Annotated in this window: 16 protein-coding genes; 3 read left to right on the top strand and 13 right to left on the bottom strand. The window is 50.0% G+C overall.

The genetic code is table 11. The features are described from left to right. Positions 1–18: 18 nt before the first annotated feature. Entirely contained in the window at positions 19–936 is a 918-nt protein-coding gene (locus NSU01_RS04210; RefSeq protein ID WP_076247940.1) for an AraC family transcriptional regulator, read from the bottom strand. A 66-nt stretch (positions 937–1,002) separates the two neighbouring features. Between NSU01_RS04210 and NSU01_RS04205 the strand changes: the two genes are divergently transcribed. Then, the gene (locus NSU01_RS04205; protein ID WP_076247938.1) at positions 1,003–1,563 is read left to right on the top strand and encodes a histidine phosphatase family protein; all 561 of its coding nucleotides are present in this window, start codon (positions 1,003–1,005) and stop codon (positions 1,561–1,563) included. 67 nt (positions 1,564–1,630) lie between these two features. Beyond that, the gene (locus NSU01_RS04200; RefSeq protein WP_042133608.1) at positions 1,631–2,158 is read left to right on the top strand and encodes a ClbS/DfsB family four-helix bundle protein; all 528 of its coding nucleotides are present in this window, start codon (positions 1,631–1,633) and stop codon (positions 2,156–2,158) included. A gap of 39 nt (positions 2,159–2,197) precedes the next feature. Here NSU01_RS04200 and NSU01_RS04195 read toward each other — a convergent pair whose 3' ends face one another. Together NSU01_RS04195 and NSU01_RS04190 are read right to left on the bottom strand one after the other, a co-directional pair. Then, positions 2,198–2,470, bottom strand: coding sequence for a hypothetical protein (locus NSU01_RS04195; RefSeq protein WP_144026198.1), 273 nt, complete (start codon positions 2,468–2,470; stop codon positions 2,198–2,200). Continuing rightward, positions 2,436–4,028: a glycosyltransferase family 39 protein gene (locus tag NSU01_RS04190; protein WP_076247933.1), complete on the bottom strand. Its 1,593-nt coding sequence runs from the start codon at positions 4,026–4,028 to the stop codon at positions 2,436–2,438. The genes NSU01_RS04195 and NSU01_RS04190 overlap by 35 nt, the downstream gene beginning before the upstream one ends. Positions 4,029–4,517: 489 nt before the next feature. Between NSU01_RS04190 and NSU01_RS04185 the strand changes: the two genes are divergently transcribed. Then, positions 4,518–4,934 carry a VOC family protein gene (locus NSU01_RS04185; RefSeq protein WP_076247930.1) on the top strand — a complete coding sequence of 139 codons (417 nt, stop codon included), beginning with the start codon at positions 4,518–4,520 and terminating at the stop codon, positions 4,932–4,934. Between the two features lie 236 nt (positions 4,935–5,170). On the opposite strand, the gene NSU01_RS04180 is transcribed toward NSU01_RS04185, so the two are convergent. The 10 genes from NSU01_RS04180 to NSU01_RS04135 form a co-directional block, all read right to left on the bottom strand. Beyond that, complete coding sequence (locus NSU01_RS04180) at positions 5,171–6,844, bottom strand: sugar ABC transporter substrate-binding protein (protein WP_076247927.1); 1,674 nt, start codon at positions 6,842–6,844, stop codon at positions 5,171–5,173. Positions 6,845–6,915: 71 nt separating this feature from the next. Continuing rightward, the gene (locus tag NSU01_RS04175) at positions 6,916–7,788 is read right to left on the bottom strand and encodes a carbohydrate ABC transporter permease (protein WP_042133598.1); all 873 of its coding nucleotides are present in this window, start codon (positions 7,786–7,788) and stop codon (positions 6,916–6,918) included. Between the two features lie 15 nt (positions 7,789–7,803). Beyond that, on the bottom strand, positions 7,804–8,730 hold the full coding sequence (locus tag NSU01_RS04170; protein ID WP_042140738.1) for an ABC transporter permease subunit: 927 nt from the start codon (positions 8,728–8,730) through the stop codon (positions 7,804–7,806). Between the two features lie 332 nt (positions 8,731–9,062). After that, positions 9,063–11,345, bottom strand: a complete 2,283-nt coding sequence (locus NSU01_RS04165; RefSeq protein WP_076247924.1) for a helix-turn-helix domain-containing protein — start codon at positions 11,343–11,345, stop codon at positions 9,063–9,065. A 111-nt stretch (positions 11,346–11,456) separates the two neighbouring features. Next, a complete protein-coding gene (locus tag NSU01_RS04160; RefSeq protein WP_042133594.1) occupies positions 11,457–12,296 on the bottom strand; it encodes an SUMF1/EgtB/PvdO family nonheme iron enzyme in 840 nt (279 codons plus the stop codon). Between the two features lie 214 nt (positions 12,297–12,510). After that, positions 12,511–13,146, bottom strand: coding sequence for a glycoside hydrolase family 11 protein (locus NSU01_RS04155; protein WP_042133591.1), 636 nt, complete (start codon positions 13,144–13,146; stop codon positions 12,511–12,513). 287 nt (positions 13,147–13,433) lie between these two features. Then, positions 13,434–14,474: an NAD(P)-dependent alcohol dehydrogenase gene (locus NSU01_RS04150; protein ID WP_076247922.1), complete on the bottom strand. Its 1,041-nt coding sequence runs from the start codon at positions 14,472–14,474 to the stop codon at positions 13,434–13,436. A 47-nt stretch (positions 14,475–14,521) separates the two neighbouring features. Beyond that, positions 14,522–15,523 carry a sugar ABC transporter substrate-binding protein gene (locus NSU01_RS04145; RefSeq protein ID WP_076247919.1) on the bottom strand — a complete coding sequence of 334 codons (1,002 nt, stop codon included), beginning with the start codon at positions 15,521–15,523 and terminating at the stop codon, positions 14,522–14,524. Between the two features lie 78 nt (positions 15,524–15,601). After that, a complete protein-coding gene (locus tag NSU01_RS04140; protein ID WP_076248010.1) occupies positions 15,602–16,636 on the bottom strand; it encodes an ABC transporter permease in 1,035 nt (344 codons plus the stop codon). A gap of 10 nt (positions 16,637–16,646) precedes the next feature. After that, a complete protein-coding gene (locus NSU01_RS04135) occupies positions 16,647–18,158 on the bottom strand; it encodes a sugar ABC transporter ATP-binding protein (RefSeq protein ID WP_076247917.1) in 1,512 nt (503 codons plus the stop codon). Between the last annotated feature and the right edge of the window lie 76 nt (positions 18,159–18,234).

The following is an 18,234-nucleotide window of genomic DNA, read 5'->3' as shown; positions in this document are numbered from 1 at the left end:
CACTCCATTCTCCGAAACTTATACGTGCTGCTTAATGGGGATGTACAAATCAACCTTACACTTGCCTTCCTGATCCTTCATGGGATCATTCAGACAGAATTCAAGACACGGCCTGTCGTCCGCTTCGTACCCGCTGCGGGGTAACCATACGCTGAACATACTCTCATACGCGAGGACCAATTTGTCCACCGTATCGTAGTATGAATACACCGCATACATGCCGCCGGATACTGTCTTGAATTGTACCTGCGGCCGGTGTGCTTCCTGCCCAAACCCTTCCGGAAGGGTGACGCAGGCATCATACCGGCACGCAGACTCCTCGACGAGATCCCCGTCATCCAACGATATTCCGATAAACTGCTGATTCCCCCCATGAATACCCTGCTGGTCTGCCCAGCGGCTTAGCTTGTCCCATGCGCTATACGTATCCAGGTAACTTCCAATATGCCTGATATAAGCAACTTCAACCTCAGGGATCTGCCTGATTGCTACCATACTCTCCCAAGCCCTCCTTAACAGCGGATTACTTCTTGCTCTATTGTAATCTGCCAGGAAAGCTGATTCTGCCTGCATATTGCTGAGGGATGATGCGAAATTGCTATTTCTCCGACTCCTGTTCCTGATACTGCCCGGTGTACAGCCATAATACCGTTTGAAATGGGCATTAAAGACCGATACCGATTCGAAACCGCTTTGACCCGCAACCTCCAGAATGGTCTTATTCGTTTCGGTCAGCAGCACCAGTGAGTGCTGTATACGCTTCCTGTTTACAAAGGCCATCGGAGTCACACCGACCATAGCTGTGAATATTCTGCTGAAATGAAATTTGGAGAAATGGGAGATCTCCGCCAGCGTATCGAGCTTAAGCGGCTGACTGCTGTGTTCCTCTATGTAGGCAATGACCTTATCGATCCGCTCTCTATAATCAAGATTCATCGCTGAATTCCCCGCTTCATTCATGATACAATGCATTACAAATATTAGCAGATGAGGTGATAAATAATGGTTACAAATTTGTATTTGGTAAGACATGCGCACTCGGCTTATTCTGCCGATGAATTAAACAGACCTTTATCTGAACGCGGACAGGCAGATGCGCGGAAGGTCAGCGGACTGCTCATCCATGAGAATATTCATGTCCTGATCTCCAGTCCCTATAAACGGGCAATACAGACCATTGACGGACTGTCCGGCCCCCTGGGCCTTGAACCTGTAATCGAAGAGGATTTCAGAGAACGGTTATTGTCCGGCGGACCCGTCAGTGACTTCGGCCAGGCCATTGCAAAGGTATGGGAGAATCCCTCTTTTGCCTGGGAAGGCGGAGAATCTAACCTGATTGCCCAGGACAGGGGAGTTCAGGCACTCCACAAAGTATTGCAGCAATACCAAGGCAGTAACGCCGTCATCGGGACTCACGGTAACATTATGGTCTTAATCATGAATGCGCTGGATAAGCGTTATGATTACGGCTTCTGGAAGCAGCTGGATATGCCGGATATCTATAAGCTAAGCTTCAATGGAGATACACTTACCGGCGTGCAGCGGATTTGGAACAGGACCTGACTCTGGTTAAACTGGACAGACTGCTGTCACAGCTCTATGGTATAACCAATGTAAAGGAGTGAGCGCGATGGCAAGCTATGAATATTCGTCCAAACAGGAGCTGATGGAAACGATCCATACCCTCTACCTGCTCTTGGACGCCGAGTATGACGGTATTGACGATAAGTATAAGGATACGCGAATTCCTGAAGTGGATAAAACCCCCGCCGAGATCATCGCCTATCAGCTGGGATGGCTGGAGCTGGTGAGGAGCTGGGATCAGAAAGAGCTGGAAGGACAAGCCTTCCTCATGCCCGCCCAGGATTATAAGTGGAATGAGCTGGGCGGATTATATCAGTCCTTTTACAGCACATATTCTGAGTATTCACTGACTGAACTGCGCAGCCTATTCCGGCAATCAGAGCAGCAGTGGCTGGACTGGGTCAGCACATTAACGGAAGAAGAGCTGTTCATCCAGGGCTCACGTAAATGGACCGGAACCAAGGACAACTGGCCCATGGCCCGGTGGATTCATATTAATTCAGCCGCTCCGTTCAAATCCTTCCGGGGGAAGATCAGAAAGTGGAAAAAGCATTTCCCCGCCACGCTGGCATAACCTCCACTACCCGGCCGGCTCATTGCTGGCTATTGCTCTCTATTGCTGGCTGCTGCCCGTTCCCCTATCCGTCCCCTGACTGCCGCCTCTGCGCGTGCCTCCCCGATCCATCCCCCGGCCGCCGCCATTGAAATTCGTGCCGCCGTTCATGCCGGGGAACACGCCCGACCTGGAGTTGAAATCGTCACTTGAGATCTTCTGGGCAGTAATTGCCTCACAAGAGGTGAGCACCAGCGAACAGCTAAGCACAGCAATGAGTAAGGTGATGCGAAATTTCTTAGTCTGCATCTTTAGCCGCATGTTGAGCCGCATGCCCAAGCCCCCTTTTCGTGGTCAGAAGTTCATAGACATCTTTAAAGCCCATATAGGATAAAACAATCAGCAGCGGATATACCGGATAAATATACCGGGCCTTGATCTCCCAGAGCAGATAGAAGCCGATGAAGCCCAGAATCACCAGCACCAAAGAGGTTTCCGCATACCGCTTAGCCCGAATACTACTGATCAGCCGGAAGAGAATAAAGCCATACATCAGTAAATTCTGCATATACACCACCCATTGCAGCCCGCTCCGGTAATTCGAATCTCCCTTAAGCAGCTCTGATGCAGAGGTGGAATAGATATAGCGGTCCATCACAAAGCCGTTTCGTCCCCCGCCGCCGATAGAGGTTCCATCATTCCCGATGCCGTACCGTTCAAACTGATACGTTCCTTCGGTCCAGATCCATACGAGCTTTTTATAATACATTCCGGCAAGCTCCCCTAGAGTAGCCTCAGAGAGCTTATTGCTGATGGACGCTTTGAACAGCTCCACACTCTCCGCTTTATTGTATCCGGCATCCTGCTGATAGATATTATAGCTCTCCCGGTTATCCCAGAAGCCGAGCGTCTCCAGATTGATCCCCATATTCAGCCACATATAGACCGGCGCAGCATTGCTGGAAGGGGATTCGTCCACGATACCTGTTGCCTGGAGCGCAGCGTTCTGCGTCCAGCCCGGAATGTTAAATATCAGCAGTGTTATGGCTATGGAGGCGATGGCTTTTTTAAGCCCCAGGTGACGCAGGTTAACTAGCAGGCAGATGAGCACGGCAATCAGAAAGATCATGCCGGTACTCCGGAAATAGTTGCCGATGGCCAGCAGGATGGCCGCGAACACGATATCCTTCATGGATCTTCTGCGGATGAACGTAACGGCAAAGAACAAAGCGCTGGTCAGCAGAGCGGTTGCAATCACATCATTATAGATAAAGTTGCTCATAAACAAGGATGGAATATAGGTCGCGGCAAATACCAGGACACCATAGTCATTCGATCGGGACTTGGTATTCAGCTCTTTGTAGAGCAGGTAGATCATTAGCGTGGTGACCAGCGAGAACAGGATATTGAAGCTTTTGATGACCAGATAATTGTCCGGGAACAGGAACAGCAGCGTCTTCAGGTACAGAACGATTGAGAAATTGAACGGGAACATATACAGATATCCGCCCTGCTGGAAGGATGAATAATCCTTGTTGTACAGCATATCCCACGCCAGCGACAGCACCGTTTGCGAATCGTCCGTCGGCATGCGGGTGAACAGGAAGATGATCACGAGTTGAATGGCGGCAGATAATAACAGGACCGCAGGGATGACTATTTGCCTGCTGTATTTATTAAGCTTCAGACAGAGCCTGTACAGCACGTAGCTCAGTCCCAGAACGGCTGCGATCAGCAGGATAAAGAGCAAGAGATTCTGTTTCTCCAGCACTGTTGTATCACCATAGATTGCATAGTTATACTTCGCCCTGATAAAGAAGGAGGAAGCAATAAACAGCCCTATGAAGAAGGCGAGCATGACATACAATATTCGCTGGATTCCTTTTACCATGTTAACCTCCTCTACGGCAGCGTCCGTTCTCCATCCGCACATGCCTTGATTTATAGAAGTAGTATAAACACCGAACCTGAATAACAGATGAAGATGGGGTTAAGGTGAATTTCAGGTGCGCCAATATACATGGATAAAGCTGAATAGCACGCTCCCCCGCCCAGCAGCAGAGTAAATCCCACAATTTCACCCTCAAAAAATAATAATGTTGTACGTATTACAACTTCGAGTCGTAGATAACCGGGTGTTTGGGAGAATTGTTGTACAAAATACAAGAATCCCCCCGCTGAACTGCCAGTAGGAGGAGAAATGTTGCATTCTGTACAACAATTTTGAAATTCGGCCAATTTATTGAGGAAAATGTTGTATTTGGTGCAGGATTATATAATACTAACCCTTCAGGTTCACTCCTGGATCTGTTTTTCTTTCACGATCTATGATGTTAAAATATGTATAATAAAACAATTCTCTTACCAGGAGATGACCCCGATGCCAATTACCCCCACCCTGCACTTTAACGGGCAATGTGAAGAGGCGATCGCTTTATACACGCAGGCTTTTGACTTAAGAACAAACTATATCCTGCACTACTCTGACGCAGACAAACGGGACTGGGATACCCATCTCACCGGCGAACAGCTCAGCTATGTATATCATTCAGAGGCTTATATTGGTGAGCAGCGCCTGATGCTGGCAGATGAGCTTGAACTGCAATCTGCCGGAAGCCGCTCTTTCTTTCTCACGGTTACTTTTGAAGCTGAGGCTCAGGTAAAGCTGGCTTACGAGGTTCTAACGAGGGAGGGGAGTATCCTTCAGTCCTTACGTAGCACAACCTATAGCTCCTGCATGGCTTCCGTCATAGACAAATTCGGATTTCGCTGGGGGCTTATGACGGAGCAGGCATAGCCGTGCACCCTAACGACAATAATCAGCAATAACTGATCAGGAAAGTGCAATCTTTTGCCAAATATGTTGTGCTACTATGACAGCATTAATAGAGAATGGATGCTGACGATTAGGAATACACATAGAAATCCCCTCCAAGCCCTCTCCAGCCACCGCATCCTAAGATGCTGCTGCCGGAAAGTCTGCCTGAAGGGGATCTGCCGTACTTGAATCTATTTACTTAAGCGAGTTAATCATTAATACCCTAACAGACTCTTTGTCTTCGCAAAAATGTCATTGGCCATCTCCGTATACCGCGTGCTGCCATTCGCTTCAACCTGAGCCGTATACTGGTCCCAGTTGTCCAGCTTTTCCTGGCCGGTCACGAACTTGAGCGTCATGGTCTTGACGTAATCCATCAGCGGCGTCGAGATCAGCTTCATCTGCTCATTCTCTTCAGGAGTAGCCATGATCGGCGGTGCCAGCTTGCGGGTATCCCGTGTCGACTGGACGCGGCTCACGAAGTCTTTCTCCCCATCGGTCATCTTGGACAGCTTCAGCTTCTCAGAGCCGCCGTAGGCAAACATCCCGCCGGCGAAGCCGTAATCCACATTCAGCTGCTTAGCAGCACCTTCATTGATTCCGTTATAATAGATATCCGGATTCAGCACTACATTTCCGTCTGCATCCAGTGTATACGTCTCCCCTTCTACGCCCCATAAGCTGAGCATCTGACCTTCATTAGAGTACCAGAACCAGTCGACGAAGCGGAGCATCTTAATGAACTCTTCTTCGCCCAGGTCATCCAGCGCATTCTGGCTGATCATGATTCCGTTCTCCAGACGGGAGGTTTCGACCTGCAGCTTCCCTTTCGGTCCGCCCGGCTGGTTGATCATGTAGAGCTCGCTATCCGGAACCTGCATCTTGCTCTTGAAATCGGCCATAACCTGATAGATTCCGCTGATCACATAGGTGTCGCCCTTGAAGAACTTGGCTTGTGCCGCATCATCTTCCTGAGTGAAGGATTCAGGGTCCATAATGCCTTCATTGACCAACTTGTTGAAGTAACCCAGATAGTCCTTGAAGTCATCGGAGGCATCGGCAAAAACAAACTGCTGCTTATCCTGGTCAAAGACCAGACCGTTGGATAATCCCCAGCCGGCAGTAACGCCATATTGAACCGCAGCAATGTTCAGTGCGGAATCTCCCTTGAACTGATCAGAGAGGACATAATTGCTGCCTGTGAAGTCCTTGACCTTCTTCATCGCTTCATAGAAGTCTTCGTAGGTCCAGTTGCCCTGCTGGCCTTCAACATCCACTCCTGCAGCCTCAAACACATCCTTGCGGATAATGTAGGAATAACCGCCGCCGGCAATCTCCCACATGCCTGGAAGCACGTAATATTTACCGTCCTCCTTGAGCTTAGCCTTCAAGTCCTCTTCCATTCCCCAATCCTTCACGGCCTTCATATAGTTCGGCATGTACTGCACCCAGTCACTGACAGGTACAATCTGGCCTGTGGCCACGAAAGCGGATTCATCATAAGTCTTAGGAATAATATAAGGAGCATCTCCGCTGTTCACGAGCAGGGATTTCTGGTTCTCATATTCGGTTCTTGCCGTAATGGCCAGATCGAAGTTTACATTCGTTTTCTCCTGGATCGCACTCCACAGCCGCCAGTCTTTATTATATGGATAATTCTCATGGTCGCTGTACATCATGGAGTAGGTTACCGGTTCATTCGAGTGGAAGGTCTGATCTGCGCCAAAGGTATAATCTTCCGCCCCGGCTGTTGCAGGGGCATTCGTACCCGCAGCATTCGGTGCTGTGGAATTACTGGTGCCCGAAGCCTCTTTATTTCCGGATGAACAAGCTGTCATAGACAACATCAACGCCAGCGATGCCATTGCAAGTGGTTTACTGAATCTCATTGTTTGCCTCCCTTTTTGTGTATAGAGCTATATATAACAGAGAGGGCCATAACCCCCTCCGGTTATACCGTTTATCCTTTGACCGCGCCGATCATCATGCCCTGTACGAAATACTTCTGCACGAAAGGATACACGCAGATGATAGGCAGTGAGGTTAACACCATGGCCGTTGATTTGATGCTAGCCGCAATCTGGCTCGTCTGATCGGAGGATGCCCCGATTTCGGTCGGACTGACCGCGTTGTCGATGATTTGCTTCAGATATAGGGCGACCGGCCATTTCTCTTTCGACTGCAGATAGAGTGACGGTCCGAACCAGTTGTTCCACATGCCGACCATCACGAACAGCATAATGGTTACCAGAATGGGCTTCGATAACGGCAGAATGATTTTGGTGAAAATCCCGAATACCCCCAGACCGTCAACTCTTCCCGCTTCTTCTAATTCATAAGGCAGGCTGGCAAAAAACGTCTTCATCAGGATGACATTGAAGGCGCTGATCGCCCCCGGAATGACAATCGCCCAGATCGTATCCCGCATCTCTAAAGTTTTGGCCACCAGAATATAGTTCGGGATGAGCCCGCCTCCGAAATACATCGTGAATAGTACGAATGGAATGAAGAATTTGTTGAGCCTCAGCTTCTCTTTGGACAGCGGATAGGATATCACTGCCGTTGCGGCCACCGCGATTAAAGTGCCTGTTACGGAATATACAATGGTGTTCCAGTAGTAATGGAAGAAATCCGGCTTGCTCAAGATCACCTCATACGTTTTGGTCGTGAATTCTACCGGGAATAAGGTCACCTTGCCTGCATAGATAGCGGCTTCCGAACTGAAGGACTGGGCTACGAGATAGACGAATGGATATAAGGTGAAGATGACAATCAGAATCATAAATATACTGTTCAAAATGTTAAACAAGTTAAAGGTTGAGGTTCGCTTCACGGGTTCGGCTCCTTTCTACCACAGGCTTGATTTCGTAGTTCTTTTGGATACGGTATTGGCAATCGTCACCAGGATCAGTCCAATAATCCCTTCGAACAAGCCTACCGCTGTCGCATAGCTGAAGTTCCCTCCGGTGATCCCCATCCGGTACACATAGGTAGAGATAACATCAGCGGTTTCGTAGGTAAGCGGATTGTACAGCAGCAGGATTTTCTCGAAATTGGAACCCAGAATACTGCCGATATCCAGAATCAGGAGCACCATAATCGTCGGCAGAATGCCGGGAATGGTCACATGCTTCGCCAGCTTGAAGCGGTTAGCGCCATCAATCTTCGCTGCCTCATACAATGATGGATCGATGCCGGTCATCGCGGCCAGATAGAGAATCGTTCCCCAGCCCAGGCTCTGCCAGACGCCGGAGGTAACATAGATCACCGGAAACCACTGCGGCAGGGAGATGAAGGAGATTGTTTCCAGTCCAAAGGACGTCAGAACGCTATTCAGGGGGCCCGTTAAAGAAACCACCTCTTTAATCATCCCTGCGACGATAACCATGGAGATGAAATGCGGAAGATAGGATACCGTCTGGACGAATTTCTTCCATTTGATCCTCCGTATTTCGTTAAGCAGAAGCGCAAATGACAAAGTAACAGGGAATTTTACCAGCAGATAACTAACACTTAAAGTAAGATCATTGAAAAAAGCCCGCCAAAATGTCGGATCCTTCATAAACATCTCGAAGTACGTAAACCCGACCCATTCCGTACCCAGGATATTAGGCCCGCCTCTGTACTTCCGGAAAGCAATAATGTTCCCCAGCATCGGCGCATACTTGAAAATAATGAAGTAGATTACCGGGATGACCAGAAACGAATATAGCTTCCATTCTTGTTTAACATGCTTCCATAAGGGAATTCTGTCCGCCTTCTTGCGTGGAATCATGCCTGCAGTCTTGGCTTTAGCAGGAACTGCCATGTCATCATCACTTCCTCACGAATAATTCACTCTAGCAGGGACGGCTGCCTGAAGCTTGCGGGCGGGTTCGCGGCTGTCCGGATGTAATCGCTTTCTGCTCCATCAATGTACTTGCTAACCCGGCGGCTCATCAATGTTCAATACCGGAAATGATGTACGTTAACCTGCAATTGGTGGTTGACATCTTGAAACGGATAGACGGTTTCGCGTATTTCCGCTCTGGAAACCAAAAAAGATGACCTCCGGCAACCGGAGATCATCTGTCACTCTGCCTCACTATCCTGTTTCACTATCCTGTTTCACTGGATCGCCTTGTATTTCCCCGGCGTAATCCCTTCATACTTCTTAAATACCCGGATAAACGCATGGCTGCTGGCAAATCCAACCTTCTCGGCGGTATCGTCGATGCTGGCCCCTTCGAGCAGCAGAACCTTGGCTGCTTCAACCCGGCTCTGGCTGATATAATCACGCAGTCCGACCTGCCCTGTCTGTTCGCGGAACAACCGGGATACATACTGCGGCGTCAATCCGAAATGATCGCCGATCTGTGACACACTCAGGTTCTTGTCGCTGTAGTTCTCCTGCACGAACGCTGTAACCTTCTCGCCGATACCGGCACTCGTCTGCAGATTAGGCTTACTGCGGAGCACCGTGCATACCCGCTCAAAGATATCGAGCAGCTCCTGCTCGAATTCAGGCTTCGTGGTGCAGGACAGCAGCCGCTTGAGCGGCCGCCATTCATCCCAGGCGATGCTGGCCTGCTCTTGATCAGGAATGGCCTTAATCATCGTAGCCGCTACATCAAGCAGGATGCATTTCGAAATTTCATGCGACCTCTCTCTTTGGAACGCTTGCTGTAAGATACTATTAATCATCTCGTTGGCCTTATCAAATTCATCGGCCTTCAGGAAGTTGATCAGCATCATCTGGTCATTCACCGTGAAGAAATAACTGCCGGCGCTTGGCTTGATGCTTCCATACCAGATCAGCATCTCATCTCCGAGCACGCTGCGGTATTCCTGGGCTTCCAGGGCTTGAAGGAACGCGAGATTCACGCCGTTCAGACCTGTCTGCAGCTCACTGCCCACTGTGGTGAAGCGGAGCTTGTACCGGAGAGTAATGAATTCGTAGGCTTGGGCCAGATCATCCTCGATATCATCCTTCCAGTGCTCTGCACGCTCCGGAGCTACGTTCACGACCGCCGCCAGCATGCCGTCCATATCTGTGAAATTGATCGTCCAATGATTGCTGACCAGGTCGGCAACAATATTGGATACAATAAATTGGGATAACGCGAGATCCTGTATCCCATCGTCATCGCTATCGATATAGAACAGCAGCACTGCGAAATGATCAGTCGTCCAATTCAGCTTATACATCTTTGCCAGCTCCGTGAACGGGACGTTACGGTCGGCCTGACCTTTCAGGAGCCTCCCTAAATAGTAATTCTGCAGCACGCGCAGCTGTTGATCATGCTTATTGTTCGTATCATCCCGTTCCCTGATCGTCTCCAGAACATTCCTGCGGATGAAGGTATATTCATCCAGGTATTCACCGGTGCCCTGCGCCGGATTGCGGTTGAATACGCTGACCAGCTCTTTGATCGGATCATAGTTTTTGCGGGCGAAATAATAGATAACCACACTGCCTACCGCAAAGCACAGCAATAATCCGTACATGTTCATCGTCCGCATTCCCCCGATATGCTCCCAGAAGACATCGGTCGGAAACACGCTGATATACTTCCAGCCTGTCGTATCGGACGACTCGATGGTGATCATCGATTTAACTCCCTGAAAGGTGCTCGTAAAGGTGCCGGTGCCGCGGTCATTCCATTCCTGATAAGCCGAAGGTTCGATCAGCGTATCTCCAGCATTCTGAATCATAATCTGGCCGTTTGTGTCCATAATAAATACCCGGCCCCGCTCTACCCAGTCGATATTCGCGAGCATCGTCATCATCTTCTCCACATTAAGCGGTATGATGAGTGCGCCTGTTAGTTCGGCAGTCGCCTGAATCGGCAACGAACGGATATAGAACGGGGTATACGTAACTTTTTTATCCGGATTCTTGAGCGGAAGCAGCACGTATTCACCCGAATGATGCTGGCCCATAAGCTGCTGCCAATCATCGTAAGCGAACGTATCCGTCTGAAGCTTCATCTCATAAAAAGATTGTTCTTCTATATAGGTCTCACTGGAAAGCACCGACTGCAGCGGTTTCGAATATAAGTTAATCTCCTTAATGAAGTTGTTGGCAGATAACATTTTGCCCAGCTCCTGCTTCAGCCCGTATATTTTGTAAGCGTTATCAGGTGTGGATGAAGACAGAAAGCCTTTCACTTCGGAATGAACGGCCAGCTGCGTAGCAAGGCTCTCTGTCTGCAGCAGCTCCCCGTCCACAATATATCTTACCTGCTGAAGCATCGCTCTGCTTGCCAGCTTAATCTCATTTTTCACAACTTCTCTCGTCTGACCATAGATGATCACACTAAGAATGACAGGTATGCACAGAATCACCGCATACGAGACAATTAACCGGAAAACTACACTTTGTGTGAAGTGACCCCTTTCCAAATTCAATTGCAATCCCCCTAATTCCCTTTTTTGTACATTTCAATCATAAATGAAATTGGGGTAAGCTTCATATGTACAATTTGAAATCTGATGTACAGTTTAAGCAGGTTTGGCTATTTACTCACTGCGGATCACACGAAAACCCTGGTCATTTCCCCTGCTGCTCCCCTCAAACTTGCCCCGAAAAGATACCTCTGTATTGTTAACGCCGCCGATCCACCCGCCGCCCTTCACCAGTCTGAGGGAGCCGCTGTTGCTGTCCGGGCCTTCGTACCAGTTCCAGCACCATTCCCTCACGTTACCTGACATGTCGTAAAGCCCCAGCTCATTGGGTTTCTTGAGGCCGCTAATTTTCGTCTGGTTATGGTTATTCTCGATCGCCGGCCAGTTCCAATCCCCGGTTAAGAATTGATCCCCGGAATTCCTCCAATACCAGGCTACCTCATCAGCCTTGCTGCTTCCGCTATAGCTGCTGCTCTTGCTCATCTGTCCTCCGCCTGCTGCATATTCCCACTCCGCTTCAGTCGGCAAACGGTAGCCGTTCACTCCTGCATTGACCGTTACGGTCCATTTCATGAAATCTCTGTCGCTTGTATTATTCGGATCAACAGTGTTCTTGTCTATATTGTAATAGGGCTTCAGGCCCTCTTTCATACTCCGTTGATTGCAGTACTCCACAGCATCATACCAGGTTACACTCTCTACGGGCAGATTATCCCCCTGAAACTGGGAAGGGTTATTCCCCATCACCTCCAGCCATTCTTGTTGAGTCACCTCATACTTACTGATATAAAAATCAGGGAGGGTCACATCTGTTCCGTAATAATTGGATTTTGTGTCTACAAAGGCACCGCCCTCGACCCATACAAGACGCTCTTCCCTGGCAGGCTTCTCCTGCGAGCAGGCAGCGGCAATACCCGTTAACGCTATTAAAAAGACAATCGATAGTTTTCGCATGGATATATCTCCTTTGAACCGATTGGGAAAGGTACGGACCTGCTGATAGCCTCTATATAGGAAGCACAGTAGTTATAGAGATTTCATGTGGAGTTCAGCCTATATAGCTGGCTTATTAAGGCCGCCGGCTGTGTGACCGGCAGGCCTCAGTCCTATCAATGATCAGCCGTCTTTCTGAATAGCCGGAACCCGGTTAGTGCCTGTCAGCCGCCTGTTACCACACCGTTACGTTAGAGCTGCCGCTGCTCTGATAGCCTTCTGTTGCAAGCACCTGATAGGACCAGCTGCTTCCCAGATTCATCCCTTTGCTCTTCCATGCGTTAACATGGTTACTGAAAGTGATAGCAGAATTGCTTCCCGTCGCTCTCTTCGACTGTCTTACACTCCAGTATTGAGGGAATGTGGCATTACCATCAATGGAAGGCGCGTCGTAGCGCATAGTGGTATAGATATCATAGGTGCCCCCGTCACTGGTCACGGTGCCCTTATACGTTCCGGTAGGTCTATAAGTACCCCAGCTGTCAACAACGTAATATTCGATGAGTGAATTTCTTGTCCAGCCGTACAGGGTTAAATACCCGTTGCCGGACGGCGCCCAGACGCCTGCATTGTAGTTGATTGTTCGTGTTGGCGATCCAACGTTCCAGCCTTTGCCGACCACGAAATTGCCGGTATTGGACCAGTTCACACTGTAATTCCCGCCTGTTCCGTTCGTAGCATTGACTGTACCTCCGCCATCAGTCCAGTTCTGCCAATAATCTGTTGCTGCACTTGAGGTCGCTGCAAACGCGCTGAAGCTCATTGTGGCTGCCATGAATACCGTTAGAATTTTCTTGTTTAGCTTAAACATTGAATTACCTCCTAAGAATAATTTGTTGTGTACAGCCTTTCTTCCCCGCCCTCACTTGCCCGTAGCCTCTGTCCGCAGAATCTAACTTATCCTGAGTTATCTCCCAGATATTTACTTGTCCTCCTTCACGAGTAAATTATATAAGGTAAGCGTTTACATTTCTCTCTGCAAATTAAAGGTTTAATCCCAATTTTTATAGGTCTTATGGAGACGAGGCGGCATAACTCATCAATTAAAAAAGCCGCCCCATTAAAGGACGGCTCTGCATCAGCAATCTTATGGATTCATCAGCCCATCTTGATTACGGCCTTCACCACATCTTCCTTGTTATTGATGACGAAATCAAAAGCCTTCTGGGTATCCTCGAAGTTGAATTCATGGGTCACGATACCCTTGACGTCAATTTTACCGTCGGCAATCGCTCCAATGGCGGCAGGATACAGGTTGCGGTAACGGAATACCGATTTGATATCGGCTTCTTTGAACATAATCTGCATAAAGTCGAAGTCGATGATATCCTTGGCTGCGAGTCCGACGAGCACAATCGTTCCGCCTCTTTTGACCAGATAAGGCGTTTGCTTCACGGTATGCTCGCTTCCTGCGGTTTCAATGACCTTATCCACGCCCTGACCGTCTGTCAGTGCAGCGATGACATCCAACACATTCTCTTGCTTCGCATTGATAACCAGGGAGGCGCCCAGCTTCTTCGCCGCTTCCAGCCGCTTCTCAATGATATCTACGACCACAATATCCGTTGCTCCGTACGCCTTGCAGGCCAGAAGTGTGACAAGCCCGATGCACCCCGCTCCGAGGATCACAACACGGTCCCCCAGCTTAATTCCGCCTTGCGCCGCAGCATGCAGGCCCACCGCCAGCGGCTCCACCAATGCCCCTTCTTCCGAAGATACGTTGTCCGGCAGCTTAAAGGCCATGTTCTCCGGAAAAGCCATGTAATCCATCAGGCAGCCATGGTAAGGCGGAGTCGCCAGAAACTGTACATCCGGACAGAGATTATACTTGCCGCTCTTGCAGAACTCACACTGGCCGCAGGTGACTCCAGGCTCCAGCGCAACCCGGTCACCTACCTTCAGATGCTTCACCCCCGGTCCCAGCTCTACCACTTCTCCGGCACATTCATGCCCGAGGATGAAATCTCCGTCGACCACGAAGTCACCAATCCGGCCATACTCCAGATAGTGCACATCTGAGCCGCAAATCCCGACATATTCCAGCTTTACAACAACCTCGCCCTCTTTGGCTACCGGCATGTCAATTTCATTCATTTCCAATTTCTTCAGCTCTGTCATATAAAAAGCTCTGTTCTTCACAAGTTTCTCCTCCTCAGGGGCATTAGCGTTCTGTATAACCATCTGAATTACTTCAAGGCCTCTGCCTTCTCCAGCAATTCGATATACTCATCCACATTATCCTTGGCAATCAGCGGGTTACCGATATCGGTGTCGATCTGTTTCTCCGCGCCGGTCAGCAGCTTGTTGCTGGTATCGAGCAGCTTCTCTGCCAGCTCAAAAGCATTCTGCAGACAAGTGGAGGTCATCTTGCCCTCCTTGATCAGCTGAAACGCCTCAGCCGTTCCATCCACTCCATAAGCCAGCATGCTGCTGAACTTGGCATTATCCTTAACCGCTTCAATCGCGCCTGCCGCCATATTGTCGTTCATGGAAACTACCGCGTCGATCTTGTCGTTGGCCTGAACCCAGTCCTCCATATATTTCATCGCTTCATCCTTGTTCCAGTTCGCGATCTGTTCGCCGACGATCTGCACATCCGGACGTTTGTCGAAGAATTCCTTCTGCCAGCTTTCTCTCCGCTTATCGGCGTGGAAGTTCCCGGACGGGCCGTTGAGTACTACGACCTTGGCATTCTGCGGGATCTGTTCCAGCGCTGCCCGGGCATTGACTCCGGCCTGCTCGTAAGGATCGGCATCCACGGTGGAAGCTCCTTCGATGCCGGAGATGCGGGCATTAGTAGTGATGGCAAAAATACCGGCTTTGATTACCTTCTCTACGTAAGGTCTTTGCGCCTCACCGTTATTCGGCTGCACAATGACGAGGTCGAACTTGTTGGTGATGGCATTCTCGATCATGGAATTCTCTTTATCGTCACTGGCCTGCCCGTCGAAGACCTCCAGCTTGATGTTCGGATATTTCTTGGCTTCTTCCTTCACGGCGTTAGCAAGCCAGGCGGCAAAGGAGTCAGACTGCGCACGGGCGATATAGGCAACCTTATATACTTTCTCGCCGCTGTTACTTCCTTGCGCTCCTGAATTAGAAGAGCTTGCCGTATTCGAATTGCCACAGCCTGCTAGCAGTCCCAGTACCAACAGTATCGAAACTAAGGTGATCCATGTTTTTCTCATTGTTTTTCCCCTTTTATTTATTTTAAACAGCGCCGCTGTTTAATCCGGTTGCCTGGACATCCTCTTACCTGTACCGGGTCACTTGGCGATTCCCGGACTCTGCTCCCTCTTGCGTCCGCTGCTCTTGCCGTTCTTGCCGTTCTTGTCTTCAATTCTGCCAAGTGTGTTCTTGGTTCTGCGGTTCTTGGACCGGATATCGTAGATTACTGCCAGCGCAATGATGGCCCCGCGGATAATCTGCTGCATGTAGGAGTCGACATTGGTCAGGTTCATGATGTTATCCAGGAAGCCTACAATGAAGGCGCCAGCCAGGGTGCCGCCCGCCGAACCGATCCCGCCGGAGAAGCTGGTGCCCCCGATGATCGCCGCCGTCAGCGCCGTGAATTCATAGTTGATTGCACCGTTGGGAAGCCCGGCATTCACCCGGGACATGAAGAGAATTCCGGCAACCCCTACGAAGATACCGTTAATGATGAAAGCGGTGTATTTGATCTTGGATACGTTGATACCTGAAGCCGTAGCCGCTTCTTCATTCCCGCCCACTGCAAACAGCGAGCGTCCGAACCTGGTGTGCCGCAAGATGTACCAGGTGATAAGGGCAAAGGCAATCAGAAATAGCACGGGGATAGGAATGAAGCCGATGGAGCCTTGGCCGAGGACGGTGAAATCCCCCAGCTGCAGGATGTTCTGTCCTTTGGTGAAGAGGAGGGCAACCCCGCGGGCCATCGTCAGCATGGCCAGTGTCGCAATGAAGGGCGGCGTCTTGAAGGTGCTGACCATCACGGCATTGACAATATTGCACACCACGCCGGTCACGATGCCGACTACAATAGCGGCTGTAAAGGAACCTGTAGATTTGTAAGCGGATACAGCAAACACTCCGGAAAGGGCCAGCACAGAGCCCTGCGATAAATCCAGCATCCCGCTGATAATCAGCAGGGTCTGGCCAAACGCCAGGATGGTAGTTACCGCCAGCTGGGTGGAGATGTTGGTCAGGTTATTAATGGACAGAAAGTTCGGGTTGGCAAAAGAACAGACAATAAATAATGCCAGCAGCACCAGATAGATGCTGTACGTCTTTTTAAATGTGCTCCAGAATTGGCTCCAATTCATCTCTTTCAATTCAGTTCACCTCATTTGATGTAGTCGTTCCGGTGGCGTACTTCATAATCTGCTCCTGGGTGAAATCCTCCCGGCTGATCTCCCCGGTAATCGTGCCCTTGGCCATCACGTAAATCCGGTCACACATCCCCAGCAGCTCGGGCAGCTCGGAGGAGACCATAATGACGACCTTGCCCTCCTTGACCAGATCGGTCATCAGCTTATAGATTTCGTATTTGGCACCCACGTCGATGCCCCGGGTAGGCTCATCCAGAATAAGAATATCCGGACCCAGAATCATCCATTTGGCCAGCACCACCTTCTGCTGGTTGCCTCCGCTCAGCGAGGCGATAACTGTATCCATCGAGGGTGTCTTCACCCGCATCTTCTGGAACATCTCCGACACGATATCCTGCTCGGCCTTGGCATGATGCCGGAAGCGGTAGAACACGCTCTTCAGGGAAGACAGGGTCGTATTCTCCTTCACCGACCGCATAGGAATGATCCCGTATCTGCGTCTGTCCTCGGAGAGCATGACCATACCATGCCTGATGCTCTGCTCCACGTTCTTGATTGTGACCTCGCGGCCCTTGATGTACACCTGCCCGGAGGCGATGGGATCAAGCCCGAAGAGCGAACGCATCACCTCGGTTCTCCCTGCCCCGATCAGTCCGGCGAAGCCGACCATTTCCCCCTTGCGCGCATGGAAGCTTACATTCTCATAACCGCCGTGACCGCTCAGATTCTCTACCTTCAGCAAGGTGTCGCCAATCTCTACCTCTTCTTTCGGGTAGGTATTGGTAAGCTTGCGGCCGACCATCAGCGAGATCACCGTCTCAATGTCCAGCTTCTCCTTGGGATGGCTCTCCACTACCGTTCCGTCCCGGAATACGGTAATTTCATCGGCGATCTGAAAAATCTCGTCCAGCTTATGCGAGATGTAGATAATGCTGACGCCCCGGGCCTGCAGCTCCCTGATCTTCACGAACAGCTTATCTACTTCCTCGTGGGTAATCGCAGAGGTAGGCTCATCCATGATGATGATATCTGACTTGTACGAAATCGCTTTCATAATTTCCAGCATCTGAATATCGGACACCGTCAGGTCCTTGAGCAGGGTAGTCGGGGAATACGGCAGATTCTCTGCACGCAGCAGCTCCTTGGTACGCGCTCTGACCTGCTTCCAGTCCACCTTGCCGAACCGGTTCGCCGGCAGATTCCCGAGGAAGATATTCTCTTCCACTGTCATTTCCGGCACATAATTCAGCTCCTGGAATATCATCGAAATCCCCAGGCTCCGTGCCTGAATCGGGTTGCTGATTCTGACGGGCTTCTCGTCTATGAAGATCTGCCCGCCATCCGGCTGGTGAATGCCGTTGATGATCTTCATGAGGGTTGATTTACCTGCACCGTTCTCGCCGCACAGGACATGCACCGAACCTTTTCTTACCTTGAAATCAATCTTGTCTAACGCCTTGACCCCCGGAAAGGACTTCTCGATCTGTGACACCCTGAGTTTAATGCTCTGTTCCATTCCTTTCCCCCCAAATGATGAACTGATTTCCCGCCTGCTCCAATTGTTACTAAAGTACTTTTATAAAACCTTCTAA

It is taken from the genome of Paenibacillus sp. FSL H8-0259, from assembly GCF_037963255.1.
Classification (GTDB): Bacteria; Bacillota; Bacilli; order Paenibacillales; family Paenibacillaceae; genus Paenibacillus_AQ; species Paenibacillus_AQ phytohabitans.
Note: the sequence above shows the minus strand (reverse complement) of the source record. Positions and strands in the feature narration are given on the sequence as shown.